At 73.5% G+C, this 26,642-nt stretch carries 23 protein-coding genes and 2 tRNA genes; 14 read left to right on the top strand and 11 right to left on the bottom strand.

Annotated features, from left to right (window positions below; translation table 11 throughout):
• Positions 1-86 precede the first annotated feature (86 nt).
• Complete coding sequence (locus ACZ6Z8_RS19160; protein ID WP_465611237.1) at positions 87-971, bottom strand: hypothetical protein; 885 nt, start codon at positions 969-971, stop codon at positions 87-89.
• Positions 972-1,176: 205 nt separating this feature from the next.
• On the opposite strand from ACZ6Z8_RS19160, the gene ACZ6Z8_RS19155 reads away from it, so the two are divergent.
• The 3 genes from ACZ6Z8_RS19155 to ACZ6Z8_RS19145 all read left to right on the top strand — a co-directional run bounded on the left by ACZ6Z8_RS19155 (position 1,177) and on the right by ACZ6Z8_RS19145 (position 5,206).
• Positions 1,177-2,409 (top strand): benzoate/H(+) symporter BenE family transporter, encoded by a 1,233-nt coding sequence (locus ACZ6Z8_RS19155; RefSeq protein ID WP_465611236.1) that lies wholly within the window; start codon positions 1,177-1,179, stop codon positions 2,407-2,409.
• 211 nt (positions 2,410-2,620) lie between these two features.
• Complete coding sequence (locus ACZ6Z8_RS19150) at positions 2,621-3,799, top strand: M64 family metallopeptidase (protein WP_465611235.1); 1,179 nt, start codon at positions 2,621-2,623, stop codon at positions 3,797-3,799.
• A 153-nt stretch (positions 3,800-3,952) separates the two neighbouring features.
• Complete coding sequence (locus tag ACZ6Z8_RS19145) at positions 3,953-5,206, top strand: MFS transporter (protein WP_465611234.1); 1,254 nt, start codon at positions 3,953-3,955, stop codon at positions 5,204-5,206.
• Between the two features lie 235 nt (positions 5,207-5,441).
• Here ACZ6Z8_RS19145 and ACZ6Z8_RS19140 read toward each other — a convergent pair whose 3' ends face one another.
• Positions 5,442-6,263, bottom strand: a complete 822-nt coding sequence (locus ACZ6Z8_RS19140) for a maleylpyruvate isomerase family mycothiol-dependent enzyme (RefSeq protein WP_465611233.1) — start codon at positions 6,261-6,263, stop codon at positions 5,442-5,444.
• A 172-nt stretch (positions 6,264-6,435) separates the two neighbouring features.
• Here ACZ6Z8_RS19140 and ACZ6Z8_RS19135 point away from each other — a divergent pair, with 172 nt between their 5' ends.
• The 3 genes from ACZ6Z8_RS19135 (at position 6,436) to ACZ6Z8_RS19125 (ending at position 9,209) form a co-directional block, all read left to right on the top strand.
• The gene (locus ACZ6Z8_RS19135; protein ID WP_465611232.1) at positions 6,436-7,233 is read left to right on the top strand and encodes a carbon-nitrogen family hydrolase; all 798 of its coding nucleotides are present in this window, start codon (positions 6,436-6,438) and stop codon (positions 7,231-7,233) included.
• A gap of 149 nt (positions 7,234-7,382) precedes the next feature.
• On the top strand, positions 7,383-8,447 hold the full coding sequence (locus ACZ6Z8_RS19130; RefSeq protein ID WP_465611231.1) for a GntR family transcriptional regulator: 1,065 nt from the start codon (positions 7,383-7,385) through the stop codon (positions 8,445-8,447).
• Positions 8,448-8,561: 114 nt separating this feature from the next.
• Positions 8,562-9,209: a hypothetical protein gene (locus tag ACZ6Z8_RS19125; protein WP_465611230.1), complete on the top strand. Its 648-nt coding sequence runs from the start codon at positions 8,562-8,564 to the stop codon at positions 9,207-9,209.
• Positions 9,210-9,254: 45 nt separating this feature from the next.
• Here the strand turns inward: ACZ6Z8_RS19125 and ACZ6Z8_RS19120 are convergent, their stop codons facing one another.
• Entirely contained in the window at positions 9,255-10,040 is a 786-nt protein-coding gene (locus tag ACZ6Z8_RS19120; RefSeq protein WP_465611229.1) for an SLATT domain-containing protein, read from the bottom strand.
• Between the two features lie 376 nt (positions 10,041-10,416).
• Here ACZ6Z8_RS19120 and purD point away from each other — a divergent pair, with 376 nt between their 5' ends.
• The 4 genes from purD to ACZ6Z8_RS19100 all read left to right on the top strand — a co-directional run bounded on the left by purD (position 10,417) and on the right by ACZ6Z8_RS19100 (position 16,655).
• Entirely contained in the window at positions 10,417-11,664 is a 1,248-nt protein-coding gene (gene purD / locus ACZ6Z8_RS19115) for a phosphoribosylamine--glycine ligase (RefSeq protein WP_465611228.1), read from the top strand.
• 617 nt (positions 11,665-12,281) lie between these two features.
• On the top strand, positions 12,282-13,865 hold the full coding sequence (locus ACZ6Z8_RS19110; RefSeq protein ID WP_465611227.1) for a hypothetical protein: 1,584 nt from the start codon (positions 12,282-12,284) through the stop codon (positions 13,863-13,865).
• 236 nt (positions 13,866-14,101) lie between these two features.
• Positions 14,102-15,640, top strand: coding sequence for a N,N-dimethylformamidase beta subunit family domain-containing protein (locus ACZ6Z8_RS19105; protein WP_465611226.1), 1,539 nt, complete (start codon positions 14,102-14,104; stop codon positions 15,638-15,640).
• 115 nt (positions 15,641-15,755) lie between these two features.
• Positions 15,756-16,655 carry a phosphoribosylaminoimidazolesuccinocarboxamide synthase gene (locus ACZ6Z8_RS19100; protein WP_465611225.1) on the top strand — a complete coding sequence of 300 codons (900 nt, stop codon included), beginning with the start codon at positions 15,756-15,758 and terminating at the stop codon, positions 16,653-16,655.
• 32 nt (positions 16,656-16,687) lie between these two features.
• Here ACZ6Z8_RS19100 and ACZ6Z8_RS19095 read toward each other — a convergent pair whose 3' ends face one another.
• The 7 genes from ACZ6Z8_RS19095 to ACZ6Z8_RS19065 form a co-directional block, all read right to left on the bottom strand.
• Complete coding sequence (locus tag ACZ6Z8_RS19095; RefSeq protein WP_465611224.1) at positions 16,688-17,311, bottom strand: response regulator; 624 nt, start codon at positions 17,309-17,311, stop codon at positions 16,688-16,690.
• A gap of 13 nt (positions 17,312-17,324) precedes the next feature.
• Entirely contained in the window at positions 17,325-18,557 is a 1,233-nt protein-coding gene (locus ACZ6Z8_RS19090; protein WP_465611223.1) for a sensor histidine kinase, read from the bottom strand.
• Between the two features lie 86 nt (positions 18,558-18,643).
• Positions 18,644-19,498, bottom strand: a complete 855-nt coding sequence (locus ACZ6Z8_RS19085; RefSeq protein WP_465611222.1) for an ABC transporter permease — start codon at positions 19,496-19,498, stop codon at positions 18,644-18,646.
• Entirely contained in the window at positions 19,495-20,502 is a 1,008-nt protein-coding gene (locus ACZ6Z8_RS19080; protein WP_465611220.1) for an ABC transporter ATP-binding protein, read from the bottom strand. The genes ACZ6Z8_RS19085 and ACZ6Z8_RS19080 overlap by 4 nt, the downstream gene beginning before the upstream one ends.
• Before the next feature lie 156 nt (positions 20,503-20,658).
• Positions 20,659-20,734 (bottom strand) — tRNA-Gly (locus tag ACZ6Z8_RS19075).
• Between the two features lie 40 nt (positions 20,735-20,774).
• A tRNA-Gly gene (locus ACZ6Z8_RS19070) sits at positions 20,775-20,847 on the bottom strand.
• Positions 20,848-20,989: 142 nt separating this feature from the next.
• Positions 20,990-21,307, bottom strand: a complete 318-nt coding sequence (locus tag ACZ6Z8_RS19065) for a histone-like nucleoid-structuring protein Lsr2 (RefSeq protein ID WP_030056585.1) — start codon at positions 21,305-21,307, stop codon at positions 20,990-20,992.
• A gap of 467 nt (positions 21,308-21,774) precedes the next feature.
• Here ACZ6Z8_RS19065 and purS point away from each other — a divergent pair, with 467 nt between their 5' ends.
• From purS to ACZ6Z8_RS19045, 4 genes are all read left to right on the top strand, one after another.
• Positions 21,775-22,029 carry a phosphoribosylformylglycinamidine synthase subunit PurS gene (purS, locus tag ACZ6Z8_RS19060; protein WP_030278336.1) on the top strand — a complete coding sequence of 85 codons (255 nt, stop codon included), beginning with the start codon at positions 21,775-21,777 and terminating at the stop codon, positions 22,027-22,029.
• Complete coding sequence (gene purQ, locus ACZ6Z8_RS19055; RefSeq protein ID WP_465611218.1) at positions 22,026-22,703, top strand: phosphoribosylformylglycinamidine synthase subunit PurQ; 678 nt, start codon at positions 22,026-22,028, stop codon at positions 22,701-22,703. The genes purS and purQ overlap by 4 nt, the downstream gene beginning before the upstream one ends.
• Positions 22,703-24,958: a phosphoribosylformylglycinamidine synthase subunit PurL gene (gene purL / locus ACZ6Z8_RS19050; protein WP_465611216.1), complete on the top strand. Its 2,256-nt coding sequence runs from the start codon at positions 22,703-22,705 to the stop codon at positions 24,956-24,958. The genes purQ and purL overlap by 1 nt, the downstream gene beginning before the upstream one ends.
• A 63-nt stretch (positions 24,959-25,021) precedes the next feature.
• A complete protein-coding gene (locus ACZ6Z8_RS19045; RefSeq protein ID WP_465611214.1) occupies positions 25,022-25,834 on the top strand; it encodes a maleylpyruvate isomerase family mycothiol-dependent enzyme in 813 nt (270 codons plus the stop codon).
• A 40-nt stretch (positions 25,835-25,874) separates the two neighbouring features.
• Here ACZ6Z8_RS19045 and ACZ6Z8_RS19040 read toward each other — a convergent pair whose 3' ends face one another.
• Entirely contained in the window at positions 25,875-26,588 is a 714-nt protein-coding gene (locus ACZ6Z8_RS19040; RefSeq protein WP_465611212.1) for a hypothetical protein, read from the bottom strand.
• Positions 26,589-26,642 lie beyond the last annotated feature (54 nt).

The following is a 26,642-nucleotide window of genomic DNA, read 5'->3' as shown; positions in this document are numbered from 1 at the left end:
GGGGCCCTGTTCCGCACCGTCGTGCGGAACAGGGCCCCTTCCGTCGTTCCCGGCCGTCGGCCGGCGCTCCCGTCCGGTGCCGGCGGCTACCGCTGGCGGCGGAGGCGGCGGACGGCCAGCAGGACGCCGGCGCCGAGAGCGAGCAGGGCGGCGGCCGAGGTGGCGAGGAAGGTGTCGACCCCGGAGGCGCCGGTGTGCGCGAGCTCGGCGGTGCCGGCCGGGGCGGCGGTGGCGGGGGCGGGGGTGTCGGCCTGCCCGGCGTCGGCCTTCGCGGTCCGGTCGGCGGCGGGTGCGGCCACGGCCGCCTTGGCGGGCGCGGGCTTGGCGTGCACCGGCTTGGCGCTGGCCTTCGGGGCGGACGCCGCGTGGGTCACGGTCATCTCCCTGGTCGCGTCCGCTCCGCCCGCGTTGTCGGCCGTGCTGGAGACGGTGACCTGGAGGCGGGTGAGCTTCGGCGAGGCCTTGGCGGAGAGCCCGACCCGGAAGGTGAAGTGGGTGGCCCGGCCGTTGTCCAACCGCTCGCCGAACCCGGTCTCACCGCCGTAGAACCCGTCGGAGGAGGAGCCGAGCTCGACCGGCTGCCACCCGCCCTGGGGCGTGCGGGCCTCGATGGTCAGCATGCTGTCGTCGAGAGGGCCGTTCCCCACGACACCGCGGAAGGCGATGGCGGCCTTCACCTGCTGGTAGGGCGCTCCGGTGAAGTTCGCGACCTCGACCGGCACCTCGACCTTCGGGCCACCGGCGGTGATGCTCAGCGACTTCGTCATGAAGAACCCGATCTCGACGTGGCCGTGGTGCGCGACCGCGGCGGTCGGGGCCGCGACGGGCTCGGCGGACCAGGCGGTGTCGCTCATCGCGAGGACCTGGACTCCGCCCGCGAGGACGGCGGTGGCGGCGAGGGCGGCGATGCGGCGGCGGCCGGAGAGGGCGCGGTCGTTCTTCGCGAAACGGGTGATAACGGACGTGCGCATGACGTGACTCCCCAAAGTCATGGTGGTGACGGTGTGTTGGTGAAGACGACCGGCCGCGCTCCTCGTGAGCGGAAGCGCCCCCCGGCTCCGCCGGTCTCGCTCTCCGTGCCTTCACCCTGACAGACGTCCATCCCCGCCGGGGGTTGCAGGTGGATCGAAAAGTTTTTTTCGGGAGTCCTCGGCCGGGCTCCGGGATACTGCCGGAATGACGGATGAGCTGACGGTCCGACCGCAGAGGGCGACGGTCGAGGGTGAGGAACGCCGGTCGCTGCGGCGGGACGTGTCGGCGCCGGCGCTGTTGGCCGGGCTGGTCTGCGTCGCGGTGTCCTTCTCCGGTCCGCTGGTGGTGGTGCTCGCGGCGGCCGCCGCGGGGCGGCTGGACCCGGCGCACACCGCGTCCTGGATCTGGGCGGTGGCGATCGGCAGCGGGGTGAGCGGCTTCGCGCTCAGCTGGTGGACCAGAACGCCGGTGGTGACCGCCTGGTCCACCCCGGGAGCGGCGCTGCTGGTGACCAGCCTGGGCGGCTACCCGTACCGGGAGGCGGTCGGGGCGTACCTGGTGAGCGCGGCGGTGGTGACGCTGTTCGGGGTGACCGGATGGTTCGGCCGGCTGATCGCCGCCGTGCCGGTGGGAATCGTGAACGCGATGCTCGCGGGCATCCTGTTCTCCTTCGGCGCCGGGATCTTCGGCGCGGTGCACAGCGCGCCGGTGCTCGTGGTGGGCAGCTTCGTGGCCTTCCTGCTGGCCAAGCGGTTCGCACCGCGGTACGCCGTCCCGGTCGCGCTGCTGGTCGGCGGGGTGCTGGCGGCGCTCACCGTCGGACTGCCGCTGCACCTGGGCACGGGCGGGCCGACCGTGCCGGTGCTGACGGTGCCGGCCTTCTCCTGGTCCGCCGTGGTGGGGCTGACGCTGCCGCTCACCATCGTCGTGCTGGCCTCGCAGAACGCCCCTGGCCTCGGGGTGATGCGGGCCTTCGGCTACCGGGCCGACGACCGGCTGCTGATCGGCTCCACCGGCCTGATGTCGCTGCTGATGGCGCCGTTCGGCTCGCCGGGGGTGAACCTGGCGGCGATCACCGCGGCGATCTGTTCGGGCCCGGAGGCCCATCCGGACCCGCGCCGCCGGTACGTCGCGGGGATGTCCTCGGGCGCCGGGTACGTGCTGGTGGGCAGCTTCGGCGGGGTGCTGGTCAGCCTGTTCACCGGGCTGCCGAAGGAGCTGATCGCGGTGATCGCCGGGGTCGCGCTGCTGGCCTCGCTGCAGGGCAGCCTGGCGGCGGCGGTCGTCGAGGAGCGCGGGCGGGACGCGGCGGTGGTGACCTTCCTGGCGAGTGCCTCGGGGATGAGCCTGTTCGGCATCGGCTCGGCCTTCTGGGGGCTGCTCTTCGGGCTCGGCACCCACCTCCTGCTGGACCTGGGGAAGCGTCCCAGGCACTGATCGACGGAATTGGTTGGTATGACCGGGACGATGCTGATCGTTCGGCCAGGTCGGTGACTTTTTCGTCCGCCGGTGGGGGCGACACGCCGGTCCGGGTACGTCTCCGCTCCACCACCCGGGCGACACCGGGTGACCGGAGCCCCGAGGACGCACCCGTATGCCTGCTGGCAACCCTGGCCGTCTCGTCCGGAGTCTGGCCGCCCTCGTACTGGTGTCCACCGCAGTACTCCCCGCCGCCCTGGAACTGGTCGGCCCCTCGCCGTTCGGCGTGATCGGGCCGGGCGCCACCCTCGACCGGGCCGTGCCCCCGCACACCGCGCTCCGCGCCGACCAACGGATACCCGCGGCCGCCCCGACCTTCGACATACGCCGGACCGGGGACCCGTCCAACCGGATCACCCTGGTCCTGCTCGGCGACGGCTACACCTCGGACGAACAGGAACTGTTCCGCCAACAGGCCGACAAGGCCTGGCACGCCCTGATGGACATCGAACCGTTCCGCACCTACCAGGGGTTCTTCAACATACGGAGGGTCGAGGTGGTCTCCCCGGTCTCCGGGATAGCCGAGACCGAGAGCCGCGGCCGGAATCCGGCCACCCCGCTGGGCATGCACTTCTGGTGCGAGGGGACCGCCCGGCTGCTCTGCGCCGACGAGGCCGCCACCGCCCGCTACGCCGGGGACGGCGCCGGGCCGCAGTACCTGATCGCGCTGGCCAACTCGACCGAGTACGGCGGCGCCGGGGGCACCGGGGTGACCACCCTGGCCGGGGGCAGCCCGGACGCCGGACGGATCATCCAGCACGAGATCGGGCACACCGTGGGGGACCTCGGCGACGAGTACGACAGCGCCCCCGACGACGCGGACTACCCGAACCTCTCCTCCCTCAACGCCGACGACATGAAGAAGAAGCAGACCAAGTGGTGGCGCTGGCTGGGCGCGGTCTCCCCGGACGGCGCCGGCACCGTCGGGGCGTACCGCAGCGCCAACGGCCTCTACCGGCCCACCCCCGACTCGGTGATGCGCACCCTGGGCAGTGCCTACAACCTGCCCTCCCGCGAGGCGATCATCGAGGAGCTGTACCGCAGGGTCCGGCCGACCGACACCCCCTCCCCGCCGCCCGGCGAGGTCAGCGGGCTGCCCCGGCTGGACGTCCGGCCGCTGCCGCTGACCGGCTCCCGGCAGCTGAAGGTGGACTGGAAGGTCGACGGCGCCCCGGTGGCCCCGCAGGCCGTGGACGGCGGCTCGCTGGACACCGCGAAGCTCAACCTGGCCCCGGGCCGGACCGCGACCGTCACCGCGACCGTCCGGGACACCACGGACTGGGTGCGGGACGAGGCCTTCCGGGACCGCTACATGACCAGGTCGGTGTCCTGGACGGTCACCGGCTGAGCGGTCCGCCCTCACCCCGGGCTGGGCGTCCCATCATGGGATGACTAATCTGGACGAACTATGACCGTGGAGCCAGCTGGTCCAGCCCCGTCCCTGTCCGTACCCGCTCCCCGAGCCACCGCCGAGGCCCCGGCCGTCCCCGTCGTTCACCCCGTGCCGCCCGGTGGCCGTGCGGCCTGGCTGGCCTGGTGCATCGGCGTCAGCGTCTACGTCCTGGCCGTCATCCACCGCACCAGCCTCGGGGTCGCCGGACTGGACGCCGCCGAGCGCTTCGGCATCGGCGCCTCCGCGCTGTCCACCTTCTCGATCCTCCAGGTGCTGGTCTACGCGGCTATGCAGGTCCCGGTCGGTCTGCTGGTCGACCGGTTCGGACCGCGCCGGGTCCTGCTGCTCGGCATCCTGCTGCTGAGCACCGGTCAGCTGGCCTTCGCCTTCAGTTCCTCCTTCGTCCCGGCCCTGGCGTCCCGGGCGGTGCTCGGCTGCGGCGACGCGATGACCTTCATCAGCGTGCTGCGGATCGCCGCCCGGTGGTTCCCGGCGGCGAAGAACCCGTTCGTCGCCCAGCTGACCGGCCTGGCCGGGATGGGCGGCAACCTGGTCACCACCGTGGTGCTCGCCCAGGCGCTGCACGACGAGGGCTGGACGCCCACGTTCACCGCGATCGCGCTGCTCGGCGTCGCGGTGTTCGCGCTGGTCGCGCTGTTCCTCAGGGACGCCCCGGCGGTGGCCGTCCGACCGGTCGACCCGCCGACCGCCCGCCCGAGGATCCGGCGGCAGGTCCTGGACTGCTGGCGGGAGCCGGGCACCCGGCTCGGGCTGTGGGTCCACTTCACCACCCAGTTCCCCGGCAACGCCTTCGGCCTGCTCTGGGGCATGCCCTACCTGGTCGAGGCCCAGGGCATGTCCCGGGGCGAGGCGGGCGGACTGCTGACCCTGCTGGTGCTCTCCAACATGAGCTTCGGCTTCCTCTTCGGCCGGCTGCTCTCCCGCTCGGCACGGGCCCGGATGCCGATCGTGCTCACCGTCATCACCACCACCGGGCTCGGCTGGGCCCTGGTCCTGGCCTGGCCCGGCGGCCACCCCCCGATGTGGCTGCTGGTCGGGATCATCCTGGTCATGGGCAGCAACGGCCCGGCCTCACTCGTCGGCCTGGACTACGCCCGCACCCGCAACCCGGCCGAGCGGCTCGGCACCGCCTCCGGGATCGTCAACATGGGCGGCTTCATCGGCACGATGATCACCCTCTTCGGGATCGGCGTGCTGCTCGACGCCCTCTCCCCGGCCGGCGCCGAGGCGTACTCGGCGACGGCCTTCCGCTGGGCGTTCTGCTGGCAGTACGTGCCGCTGGCGGTGGGGACGCTGATGATCCTCCGGCTGCGGCGGAGGGTTGTGGCCTCGCAGGCGTAGCGTTTCCGATCTGCGGAAACGCGCTGACCCTCGCTTCGAGCGAGGGTCGGCGGAGGCCATGAGCGAGTGGAACCCGCGCACAGCGGCGGCGGCATCAGCGCCTGTACTCCTGCATGAACCCGGCCATCTGCGAGGCCGTCCCATGGATGACGCATGGATGACGCATGGATGCACGAGTGGTGCCGACCCGGCGCACGGTCGTGCGTGTACGCCGGGTGGCGCGCGCCGATGAAGCTCAGATGGTGACGGAGAAGTTGGCCAGCACCCGCTCGGCCAGTTCCTTGTCCCCCTCGACGGTCACCGGCCCGGGCCGGCCCCGGCCGCAGGCGAGCCGGACGTACGTCTCCCAGTCCATGGTGAGCTGGACGTCGGGGGCCAGGCTGATCGACTCGTCCACGATGCCGCGCCCGGCGGAGTCCACCCGCACGGTGCGCAGGAACTCCACCGGACCGGTCACGTCGACGACCAGCGCCGTCCCGGCCGGCGCGCCGGCGGTGTGGGCGACGGCCTTGGGCAGCCGCTCCAGCAGGAAGTCCCGGGCGACCAGCGCGCCGGGGGCGTCCAGGTTGCCGGGGGTGTCCAGGGCCCGGCGCAGGTCCTGCTCGTGCACCCAGACGTCGAAGGCCCGCATCCGCAGCAGCTCGTGGTACGGGACGTCCCCGGCCAGCGGCCCGGCCGGCCAGCGGACCAGCTCGCCCGGCGTCTGCTTGGCGTTCCGCAGCGCGCGGGAGCGGCGGATGATCGTGTACTCCAGCTCGCTGGTCATCTCCAGCGCGGTGTGGCAGCGGCGCTTGTCGACCGGCAGCTCGATGTAGCGGGCGAAGTCGGTGGTCACGTGGCGAAGGTCACGCGGCAGCGAGTGGATCGGGCGCGGGTCGCCGAGCAGCTCGGACTCGACCGCGATCACGTGCGAGACGACGTCCCGGACCGACCAGCCGGGGCACTCGGTGGCCCGGTTCCAGGCGCCTTCGGGGAGAGGGGCGACCAGCTCCGATATGGACTCGATGCTCTGCGTCCACGCCTCGGTGTAAGCCTGCACGGTCTGGTTGTCCGTCACGGGAATCTCCGGCCCTCCGTCAGCTTTCCTACGCTCCGCGCCCGGCCGTCGCGGTCGGCCGGGATGTCCGGCTTCCGGGCGCACACGCTAACCGCACGTTACGCTGCCGGGAGACAGCTGGGCAGCGCTTTCGGGTGACGATCGTAGGTCTCTTGCCGTGGACGGTGGTACTGTGCGCGCTTCATTGATCCAACTCGCGGTCTCCGACGCCGAGCCGCCCGCCGAACGGCGGGCCCGGGCGGCGTCGCTGGTACGGGCGCAGCAGGGCGCCGACCTGGTGGTGCTGCCGGAGCTGTGGCCGCTCGGCGGCTTCGCCCACGACCTCTGGTCGGACGGCGCCGAGGCGCTGGACGGGCCCACCTCGGACGCCATGGCGTCGGCCGCCCGGGCGGCCGGGGTCTGGCTGCACGCCGGTTCGATCGTCGAACGCGACCCGGACGGCCCGATCTACAACACCTCGATGGTGTTCGCCCCGGACGGCGAGCTGGTGCACACCTACCGCAAGATCCACCGCTTCGGCTTCGACAGCGGTGAGGCGGTGGTGATGGGCGCCGGGCAGGAGATCGTCACGGCGTCCACCGAGTTCGGCACCCTGGGCCTGGCCACCTGCTACGACCTGCGCTTCCCGGAGCTGTTCCGGGCGCTGCTGGACGCCGGCGCCCAGCTGCTGGTCGTCCCGGCGGCCTGGCCGGCCAAACGGCGCGAGCACTGGACGCTGCTGGCCCGGGCCCGGGCGCTGGAGGAGCAGGCCTTCGTGCTGGCCTGCAACACCGCCGGGACGCACGCGGGGGTCGAGCAGGCCGGGTACAGCGTGGTGGTGGACCCGTGGGGCCGGGTGCTGGCCGAGGCGGGGGCGGCGGAGGAGGTGCTGACCGTGGAGTTCGACCCGGCCGAGGTGGGCCGGGCGCGCGAGGACTTCCCGGTGCTGCGCGACCGCCTGCTCGGCATTCCGGCACCCGTCCAGCGTTAGGGCCTGTCCGGCGGCCCCTCGTTCCGGGAGGGTTGGTTCGGACCTGCTCCGGGCCGGTTTGAGAAGATGAGCACTTGTCGTGTTCCCTGCCGCCGGTCGGCCGGTCCGTCGCGGGTCGGCACGGCGGCCTGCCCGAGGAGGTCGCGCGCATGTCCGGCACCGGCGCCGGCGACACCCCCCGCCCGGTCATCCACCGCAACAGCCTGCGCGAGCAGATCGCCGGCGCGCTGCGCGAGGAGATGATGGCCGGCCGGCTGGAGGCGGGCCGCAACTTCACCGTCAAGGAGATCGCCGAGCTGTACGGCGTCTCCGCGACCCCGGCCCGCGAGGCGCTGGTCGACCTCGGCGCGCAGGGGCTGCTGCGGACCGAGCACCACCGGGGCTTCACCGTGCCGGAGCTGTGCTGGGAGGACTTCCTGGAGATCTTCGAGGCCCGGGTGCTCCTCACCGACAGCTTCTACCGCCAGTTCTCCGCCCGCCGGGCGCTGCCCGACCTCACCCGGTTGCCCTCGCTGCGCCGCCGGGCCGACGCGGCGGTGCGGGCCGCCCGGGCCGGGAACCTGGACGTGATGGTGGGCTGCGACCGCCGGTTCTGGCAGGAGGTCTCCGCCCTGCTCGGCAACCGCCGGATCGGGGACTACCTGGACTGGCTGCGGGTGCAGTCCTGGATGTTCGCCGCTCCCTACCTGCGCGCGATGCCCGCCCTGGCCGGGGTGTGCTGGGACCGCCACGCGGACCTGGTCGACGCGATCGGGGCCCACGACCTGGTGGGTGCGCACCGGATCGTCTGCGAGTACAACCTGTCCACCGCCCGGCTGCTGGCCGGGCTGACCGGGGAGCCGCTGGAGTCGGTGACGGTGCTCGGGCTGCTCACCGAGGCGGCCGAGGGGGAGCCGCTGCCCGTCCCGGTCGAGCCGCCGCCGGCGCCGCCGTGGCCGGCCCGGTCGGTGTCCGGGACCGGGGTCGGACCCACTGTCGGGCCCGCGTCCGAGCCCGGGCCCGGGTTCCGTCCCGAGCCCGGCGGGTCCCGTCCCGGACGGCCCGGCCGGGGCGACGAGGCCGCCCGGGAGCTGGGCCGCGAACTGGGCCTGGGCCTCGGCCTGGTGCCGCAACCGCGCTGGATGCCGCACACCCGGTTCGGCCGGCGGCTGTCCGAGCCGCCCCCCGAGGCTCCGCAGGGACGGCCCGATCCGCATCCGGCCCCGGGCCGGTAGGGTGGGCGGTCGTCGAACCGGGTGCCCCGTAGGGGCCCTCCGGGTACCGACTCCGCCCCCGTCGTCGCCCCGCCCCCGCGGGCGATCCCGCCGTCCGGAGAGGAACTGCCGGCCATGGCCTGCGACCTCTGGCTCGTCCCGCTGGTGGACGTGCTGAGCCACAGCCCCGACAACCCCTTCCGGGACGACCTCGCGCTCTACAACGCGGTGCTGACCTCGCGCGGGCTGCCCGAGGTGCCGGTCTACCAGTTCGTCCCCGGGCTGAGCGGAGCGGTCGAGCCGATAGCCGCCTTCGACTACGACTCGCTGCACTTCCTGCGCCGCGCCTACCTGTTGGGCCTCACCGGACTGGACATCACCCCGGTCGACTCGCTCGGCGGCGACTACGAGCAGCTGCTGGAGATGTTCGAGAGCAGCGCCGAACAGTCCCACCTGGTCTGGCACTTCGACCACGCCGGCGCGTACGTGCCGATCGAGTTCCAGACCCCGCTGGTCGACGAGGTGCTGCTCGCCTCCGGCGGTCCGCTCGGCTCTAGCCACGGGCTGCTGCGCGAACTGCAGGCCGTGGCACCGGCACTGGGCCTCGACCCGCTCAACCCGCCGAACCCGACCAGGCCGCTCGGCCCGACCGGCCTGGAGCAGCCCTTCGGGCCGCCGATCGACGACCTGCACCCCTTCGCCCGGGAACGGCACGCCTGGTCGGGCCTGTACGCGGCGGCGACCAGGAGCGTCAGCCAGGGCTCCATGATCGTCTTCGCGTAGCGCCGTCCCGGGCCCCTACCGCAGCGGCCCCTACCGCAGTGGGCCCTACCGCAGCGGGCCCTCCGGCGGCCGCTGGCGCGGCATGGTGGGCCTGGTCCCGGGCGGCGGCAGCACCCGGACCTGAGCGCCCACCCCGGGCTCGGTGCGCCCGCCCCACGCCCCCGCGGACTGGGTGGGCAGCTGGGTCATCGACGCGCGGAACTCCAGCATCCACTCCGAGGTCTCGGTGCGGACCATGTCCGAGACGTCCTCGCAGAACCGGCGCAGCACGCCCAGGCAGCGCTCGGCGGCCTCGCCCGCGGTGCCCTCGGTCGGACCGAGCACCTCGCGCACGCACTCCGAGGCCCAGTCGAACTGGAAGGCCTCCAGCCGGCGTTGCAGCGCCTGGGCGGTGGAGATGTCCCGCATCCAGCCGGAGGTGAGCCCGAAGACCCGGTCGGCGCCGTAGCAGGCGGCGGAGAGCGCCAGGCCGACGTAGCCCCAGCTGGTGCCGTGGGCGAGCGCGCCGGTCAGGTCGACCAGCGGGGCGGTCACCCCGCCCACCGCGAAGCCGGCCGACCCGAAGCGCAGCAGGCGTGCCCAGCGGCGCTTCCAGATCCGGTCCCGGCGGTACCACTCGATGGCCTCGACCGCCCGCTCCTCGGACCAGCGGTAGAGCTCCTCCAGCCGTTCGGCGGGCTCGCCCCAGTCCCCGAGCGGGAACTGTCGGGTGCTCAGATCGGCCCGGTAGCGGGTGGAGGGCCGTGGGGCCACGGCTGCGGCGGGCTGGTCCTCCTCGCCGATCTCCTTGCCCCAGGCACTCTCCTCGGGCTGCATTTCCGGCTGGCTCACCTGTGGGGCTCCCTGTGCGGGCGGGCGGCTGGGTCTGTCGGCGCATCGGCTGACATGACGTCTGCCGGTGGTTCTCCAACAGCACTTCTTACCGCCAAATGGCTGACCATGGGGGCGCTTCCCCGCTGATCGTTACCGGTTTCGGCCATCGGAACCCGAGGTGGGAGGGTTGCGGGGGGCGGCGAGATTTCACCCGTCCGAGCGAGGCCCCGGTGACCCGCCGTCCTGACCCGGACACCGGCCGCGCGCACGGGTCCGCCGTTCTTGGAGGATCCTCCGAGGCGGTCGGCGTACGGACCGCTTCTCCTGGAGGATCCGACGAGGATCCGGCGGTACCGGAGAGCGGCCGGAACAGGCCACCGACTACGCTGCTGGCGTGAAGGTCCTCGTCATCGGCGGCGGCGCCCGCGAACACGCCCTGTGCCGCTCCCTGTCCCAAGATCCCTCCGTGACCGAGTTGCACTGTGCCCCGGGCAACGCCGGGATCGCCCAGGTGGCGACGGTCCACCCGGTCGACCAGCTGGACGGTGCCCAGGTCACCGACCTGGCCGCGAAGCTCGGCGCCGACCTGGTGGTGGTCGGCCCCGAGGCCCCGCTGGTGGCCGGTGTCGCCGACGCCGTGCGCGCCGCCGGCATCCCGGTCTTCGGCCCCTCCGGCGCGGCCGCGCAGCTGGAGGGCTCGAAGGCCTTCGCCAAGGACGTGATGGCCGGCGCCGGTGTGCCCACCGCCCGCTCCTACGTCTGCACCACCCCGGAGGAGGCCGCCGAGGCGCTGGACGCCTTCGGCGCCCCCTACGTGGTCAAGGACGACGGCCTGGCGGCCGGCAAGGGCGTCGTGGTCACCTCCGACCGCGCGGCCGCGCTGGCGCACGCCGCCTCCTGCGAGCGCGTGGTCATCGAGGAGTACCTGGACGGCCCCGAGGTCTCGCTGTTCGCGATCACCGACGGCACCACCGTGCTGCCGCTGCAGCCCGCGCAGGACTTCAAGCGCGCCCTGGACGGCGACGAGGGCCCCAACACCGGCGGCATGGGTGCCTACTCGCCGCTGCCGTGGGCGCCGGCCGGGCTGGTCCAGGAGGTCCTGGACACCGTCCTGCAGCCGACCGTGGACGAGCTGCGCCGCCGCGGCACCGAGTTCTCCGGCCTGCTGTACGCGGGCCTGGCGCTCACCTCCCGCGGCACCCGGGTGATCGAGTTCAACGCCCGCTTCGGCGACCCGGAGACCCAGGTCGTGCTGGCCCGGCTGCGCACCCCGCTGGCCGGCGTCCTGCTGGCCTCCGCCACCGGCACCCTGGACCAGGTGGAGCCGCTGCGCTGGGACGAGGGCGCGGCCGTCACCGTGGTCGTCGCCTCCGAGGGCTACCCGGCCGCACCGCGCACCGGCGACCCGATCGAGGGCCTGGCCGAGGCCGAGGCGGACGGCACCGCGTACGTGCTGCACGCCGGGACGAAGGCGGACGAGAACGGCCGGGTGCTCAGCGCCGGCGGCCGTGTCCTGTCGGTCACCGCGACCGGCGCCGACCTGGCCGAGGCGCGCGACCGCGCGTACGCGGCCGTGGAGCGGATCTCGCTCAAGGGCGGCCAGCACCGCACCGACATCGCGCTGAAGGCGGCCACCGCCTGAGGCACCCACGCCCCCCGCGGCCCCCGTGCGAACCGCTCGCACGGGGGCCGCTGCGCACCGTCGGCACCGGGTCAGGAGCGCCCCGGAGGCGAGCGGGCCCCCGAGGGGTGCGGAAACAACCCGCAGGGCGCAGCGCCCCCGGCGTTTCCGGGGCGGGAGCGGTTCCGCGGGCCGACGCACCGTTCGGCGGCCGGATTCCAGCCCATCGGGTGACAGCAACCGCATCCGGCTGACGCAACCGGGCGCCCGGCCTTATGGTGCGCTGGATCGCAGTGCGGCGGGGTCGTGCGCCGGGGTCGCCGCCGGGTAGCGGCGTGTCCGCGGGGGGATGCTGGACGGCGATCGGCCGGGCGGTCGCCCGGTGCTTCGCACCGGACCGGTCCCGGGACGACCGGGCGGCGTCATCGGGACGACCCGGCGGCGTCACCGGGACGAGTGGAAACCGGGGCGATCCGGAACACCCGCCCGGACCGGGGCGTCGAAAATGTCAGTAGCGCCACACAGCATGCACTGCCGGGGATCGGATGCCTCCGCTTCCCGGTCGGAACTGATCGTTTCGAGTCGGCTCAGGGCCCGTAGGCGGGCGCCCGAGGGCTCCGAAGGGGGTGCCGCACCGTATGGCCGTCGACACCGCGCGCGCTCACGCCCAAGCGGTCCTGCGGATCCGGGGCCTCGCCCTGGCCGCCGCAGTGCTGCCCGCCGCCGTCGCGGTGGTCCTGCTGGCCGGCCGGTTCACCGGCCGGATCGGGGCCGCCGGATCCTCCGACGCCGCCGGGTGGGACGCCGCCCGCTGGGTGGTCTGCGTCCTCGCCGCGGTCACCCTGCTGGTGGCCGGGCTGACCACCCGCGCCCTGCGCCGGGCCGTCCCGCCGCAGACCCCCGCCGTTCCGGTCGAGCGCGCCGCCGCCCCCGAGCTGTACCGGCTGATCGACGAGCTGGCCGACCGGCTGGACGTCCCGGCACCCTCCGCGGTGGCCCTCACCCCGGACTGCGACAGCTGGCTGGAGGACGTCCCGCCGCCGCGGCGCCCCCGCGCCCTGCGTCCGCACCCCGCGGGGCCCGCGCCGGTGCTGGTGATCGGATCGCCCTTCCTCTGGTGGATGCGCTCCGGTGAACTGCGCGCCCTGCTCGCCCCCGTGGTGGCCGGCACCGCCGCCTCCGCGGACCCGGAGATCGCCGCCGCCCGCCGCTTCCTGCGCGGCCTGGACGCCTGCCTGGACTCCGGACCGGGCGCGGCCCCCGGGCTCGGCGGCGCCACTCTGGCCGCCCCGCCCGCCCCACCGCGCCGCGGCCCGGCCGGGCCGGCCGACCGGATCGCCCGGCGGATCACCCGCCGGCTGCTGGGCGCCTGCCGCGGACACTCCGCCGAACTGGAGCGGTCCGTCGCGAGCTGGGCCTCCGAGCAGGCCAGGACGGTCGACTACGGCCTGCGGATCGCCGCCCAGGAGCAGGTCGGCCTGGCCTACGCCGGCTGGGACCGGCTGCTCACCCGGGTCGCGCTGCCCGCCTGGCGGCTCGGCCGCCATCCCGCGCACCTGAACGCCGGCGTGGTCGCCGCGCTCACCGAGCTGTCCCGCCGCGACCGGCTGGCCGCCGACGGCTACGGCAGCCGGCTCGGCGACCGCCCCGCCTGCGACCTGCTGGAGGAGCCCGGCACGGTCGACCGGGCGGTCTCCCGGCTCGCCGCCGACCTGTTCTTCGGCCGTCCGGCGGCCGGCGTCTGGCACGAGCTGGAGTGGGCCGACTACCCGGCCGAGGTGGTGGACGCCGGCTGGCGGGCCCGGGCCGCCGCCCTGCAGACCGCGCTGGACCGGCTGGCCCCCCAGGCCCGCCCGGGTGCCCCGACCCTGACCCGGCTGCTGGCCCGGCTCGCCGAGGGCGATGGCGAACAGCTGGCCGCCGCCCTGGCCGCCCAGCTCGCCCGCACCACCGCCCCGGCCCCCCTGCTCGAACCCGACCGCACCGGCCGCGACCTGCTGGTCGACCACGTCACCGCGATGGTCTGCTGTGCCGCCGTGGACACCGCCGGCGGCGCCCCTGGCCTGGACTGGCTGGACGGCCCGGTGCTGCTGCTCGGCGGGGTCCGCCGCACCGACCTGGCCGCCCCGGTCGCCCAGGCCGTGGAGCAGGGCCAGGACGGCCCGCTGCGCGCCTGGCTGGACGCCGCGGAAGTCCGGCTGGAGAAACCCGTACGCCTCTGACGCCCCGTGAGTCACCGTGCCTCCGGGCGGCGCTCGACGGCCCGGCACGCGCCCCCGGGAGCCCGGGCCTCCGGCCGTCTCCGCAGGCCGGAGGCCCTGTCCCGGAGGCGCGCGAGATTCCCGGCACCAATTGCTACCGTGGGGTGACGGGGCGCCAGCACTGTGTGGTGTATTAGACCGCACGCACATCCGGGGGGCACGTGCCAACCGGACGGAAGTGCACCTGGGAGGGGCGCGTGGGGACCGAACTCAACCGCCGCTGGGAGTCGGGCACGCACGCTTACAGCGTCTCCGACCCCTTCGGCCAGGGCCCGCTGCCCTGGCTGCGCAGCCCCGACCAGTACCTGGCCGGGGCCGAGGGCGCCGTGCCCTGGTACGTCTCGGTGGACGCGCCCGGCCAGCAGCCGCTGTCGGCGGGCGTGCGGCCCAAGCCGCCGGTCGGCACCCCGCAGAGTTCCAACGACGTGGACCAGCAGATCAAGGGCTTCGCCTCGGCCGGGGTGATCCGCCCCGGCGGTTCGGTCGACTTCCGGGTCACCGTCAACCCGCCCCGCGAGTTCACCGTGGACGTCTACCGGATCGGCCACTACGGCGGCGACGGCGCCCGCCACATGACGTCCAGTCCGCTGATCGCCGGGCTGGCCCAGCCCGCCCCGCTGGTGGTCGAGCGGACGGTCTCCTGCCACCACTGGTGGCACTCCTGGCGGCTGCAGGTCCCGCTGCACTGGAAGCCCGGCGCCTACGTCGCCGTGCTGACCACCGCGGACATGCTGCACCGCAGCCACATCCCTTTCACCGTACGGGACTTCGCCGACCACGGACACACCGCCGAGCTGCTCCTGGTGCTCCCGGACGTGACCTGGCAGGCGTACAACCTGTTCCCCGAGGACGGCCGCACGGGCGCCAGCCTCTACCACGCCTGGGACGGCCTGGGCGGTCTGGTCGGCGAGTCCGAGGCGGCCGTCACGGTCTCCTTCGACCGACCGCACGCCACCGCCGGGCTGCCGCTGCACGTCGGCCACGCCTACGACTTCATCCGCTGGGCCGAGCGCTACGGCTACGACCTCTCCTACGCCACGGCCACCGACCTGCACGCCGGCCAGGTGGACCCGACCGAGCACCGGGCACTGGTCTTCCCCGGCCACGACGAGTACTGGTCCGAGCCGATGCGCCGGGCCGTCGAGCGGGCCCGGGACGGCGGCACCTCGCTGGTCTTCCTGTCCGCCAACACCATGTACTGGCGGGTCGAGCTGACCGCCGCCGCCTCCGGCGAGCCCAACCGGCTGCTGAACTGCCGCAAGCGGCAGAAGCCCGGCCCCGGCAGTCCGGCCGCCGGGGTGCCCGGCGCGGCCAGCGCGCTGTGGCGGGACGCCGGCGAGCCCGAGCAGCACCTGCTCGGAGTGCAGTACTCGGGCCGGGTCGCCGCGCCCGTCCCGCTGGTCGCCCGGCACACCGCGCACTGGCTCTGGGACGGCACCGGGCTGCAGGAGGGCGACGAACTGCCCGGCCTGGTGGCGGGGGAGGCCGACCGGTACTACCCGAAGGTCGCGCTGCCCGAGCACACCGAGCGGGTGCTGCTGGCCCACTCGCCGTACCAGGACCTGGCCGGCCGCACCCGCTACCAGGAGACCTCGCTCTACCGGGCGCCCAGCGGCGCGTACGTCTTCGCGGCCGGCACCTTCGCCTGGTCGCCCGCCCTCGGCCGCCCCGGCCTCACCGACGAACGGGTCCAGCGGGCCACCGCCAACCTGCTGGACCGGCTCTGCAAGAACTGAGGCCCCCGACGCCCGCAGGAACCGGGGCCCGGGCGGCGTGAAAGACTGCAGGGGCAGTGACCTCCCCTTTCGCGGTGCTCCACGCCCGTGAACGACCCCTGAGGACTGAGACACCTTGAGCGGATTTGTCACCAAGCCCGAGCCGGTTCAGGTACCCGGCCTGGTCCACCTGCACACCGGCAAGGTGCGCGACCTGTACCGCACCGGATCGGGCGAGCTGGTGATGGTCGCCAGTGACCGGATGTCCGCCCACGACTGGGTGCTGCCGAACGAGATCCCGGACAAGGGCCGGGTGCTCACCCAGCTCTCGCTGTGGTGGTTCGAGCGGATCGCCGACATCGTCCCCAACCACGTGATCTCCACCGAGGTCCCGGCCGGCGCCCCCGCCGACTGGAAGGGCCGCACGCTGGTCTGCAAGAGCCTGGACATGATCCCGGTCGAGGCGGTCGCCCGCGGCTACCTGGCCGGCTCCGGCCTGACCGAGTACCGGGAGAGCCGCACGGTCTGCGGCGTCGCCCTGCCGGAGGGCCTGGAGAACAGCTCCGAGCTGCCCGCCCCGATCTACACCCCGGCCCTCAAGGCCGAGGTCGGCGAGCACGACGAGAACGTCCCCTACGAGGAGACCGCCCGCCGGATCGGCGCCGAGCTGGCCGCCCAGGTGCGCCGCACCACCCTGGACGTCTACGCCCGGGCCCGGGACATCGCCCGCGACCGCGGCATCATCCTGGCCGACACCAAGTTCGAGTTCGGCCTGCTGGACGGCGAGCTGGTGATCGGCGACGAGGTGCTCACCCCGGACTCCTCCCGCTACTGGCCGGCCGACGACTACGAGCCGGGCCGCTCGCAGGCCTCCTTCGACAAGCAGCTGATCCGCGACTGGCTGGTCTCCCCGGCCTCCGGCTGGGACCGCTACAGCGAGCAGCCGCCGCCGGAGCTCCCGGCCGAGGTGGTGGAGCGGACCCGCGCCAAGTACATCGAGGTCTACGAGCGGCTGACCGGCACCACCTGGGTCTGAGCCGTACGCGTGACGCCCGCGAGCGACAGGGCCTAGATCCACCCGTGCTCGCGGGCGATCCGCACCGCCGCGTGCCGGTTCTCCGCGCCCAGCTTGGTGGCCGCCGAGGACAGGTAGTTGCGCACGGTGCCCTGGGAGAGCGCGGCCCGCTCGGCGATCTCCGCGATCGGGGTGCCGTCCGCGGCCAGCTCCAGGACGTCCGTCTCGCGCGGGGTCAGCGGGGTCTCCCCGGCGCTGATCGCGTCCGCCGCCAGCTCCGGGTCCACGTACCGGCCGCCGGAGCGCACGGTGCGGATGATGCCGGCCAGGTCGGCCGCCGAGACGGTCTTCGGCAGGAAGCCCCGGACCCCGACCTCCAGCGCCCGCTTCAGGTAGCCGGGCCGGCCGTGGCCGGTGACGATCATGCAGCGGCAGTCCGGCAGCAGCCGGCGCAGCTCGGTGGCCACCCCGATGCCGTCCTTCCCGGGCATCTGCAGGTCCAGCACCGCGATGTCCGGCCGGTGCGCCCGGGCCATCGCCAGCGCCTCCGGGCCGGAACCGGCCTGGGCGACCACCTCGATGTCGTCCTCCAGCGAGAGCAGCGCGGCCAGCGCACCGCGGATCAGGTGCTCGTCGTCGGCGAGCAGGACGCGGACGGGCGCGGTGTTCTCGGTCATCGGAAGGCCTCTCTCAGCCCGGCAGCGGGACGGTGGCGAGCATCCGGAAGGTACCGGGTGCGGTGGTCGGGACGGTCAGCTCCCCGTCGTGGGCGGCCAGCCGCTCGCGCAGGCCGTGCAGCCCGGTGCCGCCGCCCTGGGAGGGGAGCGGGACGGCGGGCACCCCGTCGTTCTCCAGCTCCAGTACCGCCCGGCCGTTCTCCTGCCGCAGCCGGATCAGACAGCGGGCGGCCTCGCTGTGCCGCAGCACGTTGGTGGTGGATTCGCGGATCACCCAGCCGAGCACCGACTGCACCTGCGGCGGCAGCCGGTCGGGCTCCTCACCGAGGTCGATCTCGCAGTGGATGTCGGCGGCACGCAGCACCGCGCGGGCGCCGATCGCCTCGGCGTGCAGGTCGGCGGTGCGGTAGCCGCGGATGACGTCCCGGACCTCGCGCTGCGACTCCTGGGCGATCCGCTGCACCTCGGCCATCTGCTCGGCCGCCTCCGGGCGCTCCCGCCGGGCGAGCTGGACGGCGAGTTCGCTCTTCAGCGCGATGGTGGTGAGGTTGCGGCCCATCACGTCGTGCAGGTCGCGGGAGAAGCGCAGCCGCTCCTCGGCGACGGCCAGCCGGGACTGCGCCTCACGGGCGGCGTCCAGTTCCCAGACCACCGCGGTGACCCAGGCGAAGCTGCGGCAGCTGGCCACCATGAGGACCGTGCCGATGACCGCGCCGATCAGCCATCCCGAGGTGGTGGCGAAGCCGGCTCCGGCCAGCAGCATCGCCGGGGCGATCAGGAGCACGAGGGCGGTTCCGGAGAGGAAGGCCCACCGCCACCGCAGGCCCACCCCCGTGGGGCCTGCGGTGGCGCCGATCAGGGCGGCGGCGATGACCGAGGTGAACGGCGCGCCCGGGTGGGGCGCGAGCCCGTCGGAGGCCGGGCCGAGCAGCAGGACGGTCCATGAACCGGCCACGGTCAGCACGGCGCTGATGATCAGCCAGCGCCGGTACGGGCTGGGTCGTCCCAGGTAGTGGTCGAGCGAGGTGCGGTACGCCCGCAGGGTGACCAGGACGGAGGCGAGGGACAGGACCAGGCCGACCTGTGCGGCGGTGGTCGCGCCCTGGACCTTCACGCTGGAGGCGGTGGCCAGCAGGGCTACCGGCAGCATGATCCACGCCACCATGTAGAGCGACCAGCGGAAGTAGAGCTCGGCGCGCTGCGGCTTGCCGTAGCCCCTCCAGCGCCGGATCGGCCCCCGGACCATCGATGTGCTCCCCGTTTGATCACGTGCGTGTCGCTGCCTTCATATCAGAGGACGTACGGGGTGGGTCTCGGGGGAATCCGCCGGGGTCAGCGGCGCGGCTCCCAGCGGAAGTAGCGCACCGCGCCCCAGACCGCCAGACCGAGCCAGACGGCGCCGGTGACCAGGTGCGGGGCGGCGGCGCCCCAGCTGCCGAGGAAGTCGGTCGCGGCGGCGGAGCCGTCGGTGCCGAACCAGCCGACGCGGAGCAGCTGGAAGGCCGGGGTGGTCGGCAGCAGGCGGCAGACGTCGGCCAGCTGCGAGGGCATGGCCTCCAGCGGGAAGTACAGGCCGGAGCCGCACTGCATGACCAGCATGACGGGCAGGGTGGTGATGCCCGCGCTCTCCACGGTCCTGGTGAAGGCACTGGACAGCGCGGCCAGGGCGATCATGGTGGCCAGCAGCATCAGCAGGCCGACCAGCATCAGCACCGGGTTGACCGGGACGGCCAGGTGCAGGCCGACGCTGCCGCCGATCCCGATCAGGGCGGCCATGAACAGCCCGAGGACGAGAGAGGGGACGGCGGTGCCGAGCAGGATCTCCAGGTCCTTGGCCTCGCCGGTGCGCAGCCGCTTGAGCACCAGTTCGCCGCGCCGCCCCACGTACGCGGCGGTCAGGTTGTAGTACACGACGAAGGCCAGGACCATCCCGACCGAGCCGTAGACCAGCAGCGAGTGGACGTCCAGCCCGGGGTTGTCCTCGGACTGCTTCTTGAGCAGCCCGTGGAGGGTGCTGATCAGCACCACCGGCAGCACCACGGCGGTGAACAGCGCGGCGCGGTTGCGCAGCAGCAGGGTGGCCTCGGCCCGGCCGAGGGCGAGCAGCCGGCGGGCGGTGGTGCTCGGCGGGCCGGCGACGGCGGTGGGGGCGGCGGCCGGGTCGGCGGTGGGGGCGGCGGTGGTCATCGGGCGGATCCGATCAGGCGGCGGCGGGCGGGACGGTCGGCGGCGGGGGCCTGGGGCGGGGCCTGCTGGGCGGCCTCGGAGGCGATGGCGAGGAAGGCCTCCTCCAGCGAGGCGCTGCGGGCGTCCAGGGCGCCGAGCGCGATCCCGTGGTGCCGGGCCCAGCCGAGCAGGTCGGTGAGGGTGTCCTGGAGGCCGACGCTCTGCACGGTGACCTTGCGGCCGTCGACGCTGACCTCGGCCGCGGGCAGGACGGGCAGCGCGGCCCCGGTGAACTCCGGGAGCTCGAAGGTGATCCGGGAGGGCCGTCCGGCGATCACCTCGGCGACGGTGCCGCTGGTGACGACCTGCCCGCCGTGCATGATGGCCAGCCGGTCGGCGAGCTCCTCGGCCTCCTCCAGGTAGTGGGTGGTGAGCAGCACCGTGGTGCCCTGGGCGCGCAGCTCGCGGACCAGGCGCCAGACGGCGGTGCGCGCCTCCGGGTCGAGGCCGGTGCTGGGCTCGTCCAGGAAGAGCACCTCGGGGCGACCGAGTAGGGCCATCGCGAGGTCGAGCCGGCGCCGTTCGCCGCCGGACAGCTGCTTGACCCGGACGCCGGCCCGGTGGCCGAGGCCGACCAGCTCCAGCGCCTCCGCGACCGGGCGGGCGCCGCTGGTCACCCCGGCCCAGGCCCGGCCGGTCTCGGCGGCGGTGAGCTCGCCGGGGAAGCCGCCCTCCTGGAGCATGACGCCGATCCGCGGCCGGACGGCGGCGCGCTCCGTGAAGGGGTCGTGGCCGAGCACCCGGACGGTGCCGCCGCTGGGCGCGGCCAGGCCCTCGATGACCTCCATGGTGGAGGTCTTTCCGGCGCCGTTGGTGCCGAGCAGGGCGAACAGTTCGCCGCGGCCGACGGTCAGGTCGACGCCGCGGACGGCGTGGTACTCGGTGGCACCGGTGCCGTAGTGCCGGTGCAGGTCGGTGACCTCGATCACGTTCCGGCCGGGACGACCGGGCTTGCTCGTTTCCATGCCCCAAGCCTCCCGGCGCCCCGGCCGCGCGGGCAGTGCGCGCCGTCACCGGCCGGCGGTGCGGATCCACGGGTCGGCGATGACAAATGTCATGGGGGGAATGCGAGGGGGACCGGAATACGTCGAAGGCCCCCTCGATCGAGGGGGCCTTCGCTCTGGAGCGGACGACGAGATTCGAACTCGCGACCCTCACCTTGGCAAGGTGATGCTCTACCAACTGAGCCACGTCCGCAGGGTCAAACTATTGAGTTGTGCTGTGCTCGCGCACTGCGAGCGGACGACGAGATTCGAACTCGCGACCCTCACCTTGGCAAGGTGATGCTCTACCAACTGAGCCACGTCCGCAGGGTGCCTGGTGGGGCACCCGCCGCCTCTTCGGATCTCTCCGTTGCGGCGACGAGGAATACTCTACAGCATCGTTCGGGGTGGTCGCCCCACCCTTTCGGTCCGGGCGGGCAGGGCGACCGGGGGCGGTGCCCCGACGGGGTCAGTTCGCCTCGGCGAACGCCTCGTACACGTGCTTGGGGATCCGGCCGCGGGCCGGCAGTTCCATGCCGCGCGACAGGGCCCAGGCGCGCACGGCGGCCGGGTCCGGGGTGAGCGCGGTGCGGCGGAAGGACTTCCCGGTGCGGCTCTGGCGCCGGCCGGCCGCGACGAACGGGGCGAGGGCCTCCCGCAGCTTTTCCGCGTTGTCCACGGACAGGTCGATCTCGTACGACTTCCCGTCGACGCCGAAGTGGACGGTTTCCGCGGCGGCGCCGCCGTCCAGGTCGTCGGAGAGCGTGACAACTACACGCTGAGCCATGGGTGTCAATCCTCTCGGGCAATTCGGCCGCCGGTTCACGGAGTGTGCCGCGTGGCCTGATGTGCACCAACTCGCGCAAGCGCACACGGGCAGGCCTGGTGGCCCGCCGGATACGCAGCACTTGCCGCGACAGGTGGCCCTATTCTGCACCCGAAGGGGGTCGAAATCGAAGAGTCCGGCATTCTTTTCCGGATATTCACGAGTCTTGCGGGACTGCCGGATACCGGTGAGCGGGACGGGCGGTTCTGTCCCCAAGTGCCGTATTCGGGTGTTCTCCCGGGGTCGCCGTTCGGTGCCCCGAATCCGCGGAAACGGGCCGGCCCGGGCGGGGGGCGGGGGCGCCGGATCCCTTGGGGCGTAAGGGTCCTGGGTCTACGCGCGTCACTATCACCGGCCAGCAATCCTGCCCCGAACGGCCGGTAGTCTGGAGTTCCCCCGCCTCACCGAAGACACCACCGGGAGTGCCAGTGGCACGCGTCGTAGTCGACGTCATGCTCAAGCCGGAGATCCTCGACCCCCAGGGACAGGCGGTGCAGCGCGCACTGCCCCGTCTCGGATTCACCGGGATCGCCGACGTCCGCCAGGGCAAGCGTTTCGAGCTGGAGCTGGAGGGCCCGGTCGACGACGCCGCGCTCGCCCGTATCCGCGAAGCCGCCGAGACCTTTCTCGCCAACACCGTGATCGAGGACTTCACCGTCCGTGTCGAGGAGGCGGCGAAGTGACCACCCGCGTCGGCGTCGTCACTTTCCCCGGCTCGCTCGACGACCGCGACGCCCAGCGCGCGGTCCGCCTGGCCGGCGCGGAGCCGGTCGCCCTCTGGCACCGTGACAAGGATCTCCACCAGGTCGACGCCGTCGTCCTGCCGGGCGGATTCAGTTACGGCGACTATCTGCGGTGCGGCGCGATCTCCCGCTTCTCGCCGGTGATGGAGACCGTCATCGAGCAGGCCAAGCTCGGAATGCCGGTCCTGGGTATCTGCAACGGCTTCCAGGTGCTCTGCGAATCGCACCTGCTGCCCGGCGCGCTCACCCGGAACGACTCGCTGCACTTCGTCTGCCGCGACCAGAAGCTGCGCATCGAGAACGCGGAGACGGCCTGGACCGGGGATTACTCGGCCGGCCAGGAAATCGTCGTCCCGCTGAAGAACGGCGAGGGCCGCTTCGTCGCCGACGCGCACGTCCTCGACGAACTGGAGGCGGAGGGCCGGGTCGTGGCCCGGTACCTGGACGTCAACCCGAACGGTTCGTACCGCGACATCGCCGGCATCACCAACGCCGCCGGCAATGTCGTCGGCCTGATGCCGCACCCGGAGCACGCCGTGGAGCCGCTCACCGGCCCGACCACCGAGGGCCTGGGCTTCTTCACTTCCGTACTGAAGCAGCTGGTGAACGCCTGATGAGCCTCGACACCGTCAAGAACGCCGAGCAGACCCCGGACGCCGCCCAGCCGTGGGCCGAACTCGGCCTCAAGGAGGACGAGTACGCGCGCATCCGGGAGATTCTCGGCCGCCGCCCGACCGGCGCCGAACTCGCGATGTACTCGGTCATGTGGTCCGAGCACTGTTCGTACAAGAGCAGCAAGGTCCACCTGAAGCAGTTCGGCGAGAAGAAGCCGGATTCGGACGCGATGCTCGTGGGCATCGGCGAGAACGCCGGTGTGGTCGACGTCGGCCAGGGCTACGCGGTGACCTTCAAGGTCGAGTCGCACAACCACCCGTCCTACATCGAGCCCTACCAGGGCGCGGCCACCGGCATCGGCGGCATCGTGCGCGACATCCTGGCGATGGGCGCCCGCCCGGTCGCCGTGATGGACCCGCTGCGCTTCGGCGCGGCCGACCACCCGGACACCCGGCGCGTGCTGCCCGGCATCGTCGCGGGCATCGGCGGCTACGGCAACTGCCTGGGCCTGCCGAACATCGGCGGCGAGGTCGTCTTCGACTCCTGCTACCAGGGCAACCCGCTGGTCAACGCGCTGTGCGTGGGCGTCATGAAGCACGAGGACATCCACCTCGCGCAGGCCTCCGGCGCCGGCAACAAGGTCATCCTGTACGGGGCCCGCACCGGTGGCGACGGCATCGGCGGCGTCTCGGTGCTGGCCTCCGAGACCTTCGACGACACCAAGCCGGCCAAGCGCCCGGCCGTCCAGGTCGGCGACCCGTTCCAGGAGAAGCTCCTGATCGAGTGCACCCTGGAGATCTTCCGGGAGAAGCTCGTCAAGGGCATCCAGGACCTCGGCGGCGCCGGCCTGTCCTGCGCCACCAGCGAGCTGGCCTCGGCCGGCTCCGGCGGCATGCGGATCGACCTCGACACGGTGCACCTGCGTGACCACACGCTCTCGCCGGAGGAGATCCTCATGAGCGAGTCGCAGGAGCGCATGTGCGCGATCGTCGAGCCCGACAAGGTCGCCCGCTTCCTGGAGATCTGCGAGAAGTGGGACGTCATCGCCAACGTCATCGGTGAGGTCACCGACGGCGAGCGCCTGGAGATCTTCTGGCACGGCGAGCTCGTGGTGGACGTGCCCCCGCGCACCGTCGCCCACGAGGGCCCGACCTACCAGCGCCCCTACGCCCGCCCGAGCTGGCAGGACGCGCTGCAGGCCGACGCCCCCACCGCCGAGCGGCTGGCCCGCCCGACCACCGGCGAGGGCCTCAAGGCCGACCTGCTGAAGGTCGCGAGCCACCCGAACCAGGCCTCCAAGTCCTGGATCACCGACCAGTACGACCGCTACGTGCTCGGCAACACCGTGCTCTCGCACGGCGAGGACTCGGGCATGATCCGGATCGACGACGAGACCAACCTCGGCGTCTCGGTCGCCACCGACGGCAACGGCCGCTACGCCAAGCTGGACCCGTACACCGGCGCCCAGCTGGCCCTGGCCGAGGCGTACCGCAACGTCGCGGCCGGCGGTGCCAAGCCGCTCGCCGTCTCCGACTGCCTCAACTTCGGCTCCCCCGAGGACCCGGACGTGATGTGGCAGTTCGCCGAGGCGACCCGCGGCCTGGCCGACGCCTGCCTGGTGCTCGGCACCCCGGTCACCGGCGGCAACGTCTCGCTGTACAACCAGACCGGCGAGGTCGCCATCCACCCGACCCCGGTGGTCGCGGTGCTCGGCGTCATCGACGACGTCACCCGGCGCACCCCGGTCGCCTTCGCCGAGGAGGGGCAGCTGCTCTACCTGCTCGGCGACACGGCGGACGAGCTCGGCGGCTCGGCCTGGTCGCAGGTCGTCCACGACCACCTCGGCGGCCTGCCGCCCAAGGTGGACCTGGAGCGCGAGCGGCTGCTCGGCGAGATCCTGATCTCGGCCTCGCGCGACGGCATGATCGACGCCGCGCACGACCTGTCCGACGGCGGCCTCGGCCAGGCGCTCGTGGAGAGCTGCCTCAAGGGCGGCCACGGCGCGCGGATCGTCGTGCCCGAGGGCATCGACCCGTTCGTGTTCCTGTTCTCGGAGTCGGCCGGCCGCGCCGTCGTGGCGGTGCCGCGCAGCGAGGAGCTCCGCTTCAACGACATGTGCACCGCGCGTGGCCTGCCGGCCACCCGGATCGGTGTCGTGGACGGCGACTCCCTGGACGTCCAGGGGCAGTTCACCGTCTCGCTGGCCGAGCTGAAGGACGCCCACACCGGCGTCATCGAGGCCCTGCTGGCCTGACCGGCGGTTCGAGGGACGGGCGGTTCTCCGGAACCGTCCGTCCCTCGGCGTATGTTGGGCCCCATGCCTCCCAAGTCCCGTACGTACCAGCCGCAGAAGGTCCGCGCGGCGCTGGCCGCCCAGAGCGAGTCGCTCCGCGCCGTCGTCCACGGCCTCAGCGCCGACCAGTTGGAGCGGCCGACCCGGCTCGGCGCCTGGCGGGTGCGGGAGTTGCTGGCGCATCTGAGCCTGGCGTTGGGCCACCCGGCGGTCGCGGTGGACGCCCCGGCGCCGGACGGGCCGGTGCTCTCGCTGGCCGGCTACGCGGAGTTGAGCAGGACGATGGCCGTGGCCGTCGACAGCGCGGTGACGGAGCACGCGGCGACCGGGTTCGCGGGACCGCCCGCGGAGCTGGCCGCCGCGTTCGACCGGTCGCTCGACGCCGTGCGGGCCGTGCTCGACCGGCCTGCCGGGGTGGAGCCGGAGCCGACCGCCGTCGTGGTCGGTCGGCGGATGCTCCTGACCGACTACCTGGTGACCAGGCTGGTCGAGGCCGTGGTGCACGCCGACGACCTGGCCGACGCGCTGGGCCTGGACGCCTTCCCGCACGACCGCCAGGCCCTCGCCGCCGTCACCCGGATGCTGGCCGACGCCTTCGCCGACCGGGTGCCCGGCGGCGCGGTCGAGCTGCGGATCCCGCCGTACGCGGTCGTCCAGGCCGTCCCGGGGCCCAAGCACACCCGGGGCACCCCGCCGAACGTGGTCGAGACCGACCCGCTGACCTGGATCCGGCTGGCCACCGGCCGGGTGCCCTGGGCGGCGGCGGTGGCGGACCACGCGGTGGCCGCCTCGGGGGAGCGCAGCGACCTGGGGGAGTACCTTCCGGTCCTGGGCTAGTCCGTGAGCCGGCCGACTAGCCCTTGAGCTGGCCCTTGAGCTAGCCCTTGAGCTGCCCCGCCAGGGCTTCGGCGGCCTTGCGCAGCGGTTCGCCGGCCAGGGCCGGGTCCTGGGCCGCCCCGCCGGTGGTGTTCTGGTCGAGCATCAGCACCAGGTCCCCGTCGCCGTGCAGCGCGATCCGGGAGACGGCGGCGGTGCCCCCGCCCGGGGTGAGCTTGGTCTGCCCGACGGCGGGCCGGTCGGCGGAGAACCGGGAGAGCTGGTCCACGCTGAGCAGCCCGGCACGCGCGACCGAGGGGAGCAGCAGGCTGATGCCGTAGTCGTTCTTCGGCACGGCCAGCAGCTCGACGTCGACGGTGGACGCGCCGACCGTGTACGAGCAGGTGATCTGGGCGTTCGGGGGAGTGGCCGGTATCTCGGTCATGGTCGGCGGGTGACCGGTGTCTCCCGGAGGCCAGGGCTGGGCCGGGACGCCGTTCCCGGCGTTGCCCGTGACGGAGCCTCCGTCCGTCACGGCGGGGGCGACGGCGCCGGTGATCCCGGCCGCGGAGGCGGCCTTGGCGAGGTCGAGGCCGAACGGGCAGGTGCTGGACCTGTTCTTGGACAGGTCCAGGGCCGTCGACCGGACGCGGTCGTAGGAGAGCGCTCCGCCGCCGGTGGCGGTGGAGGTCGAGGACGAGCACGCCGCGGTGCCGAATGCGATCCCGGCGACGGCGAACGCGGCGGTGACTCTCAGGCGTTGGGCAGCGGTCATGATCGGAGGGTAGGCCGTGTTCGTGCCGGAGGGTTGCCGTTCCGGTCTCAACTC

The sequence above is a fragment of the Kitasatospora sp. NPDC101108 genome, assembly GCF_055584725.1.
The sequence above is the reverse complement of the archived record's forward strand: the minus strand, read 5'-3'. Positions and strand labels throughout refer to the sequence as shown.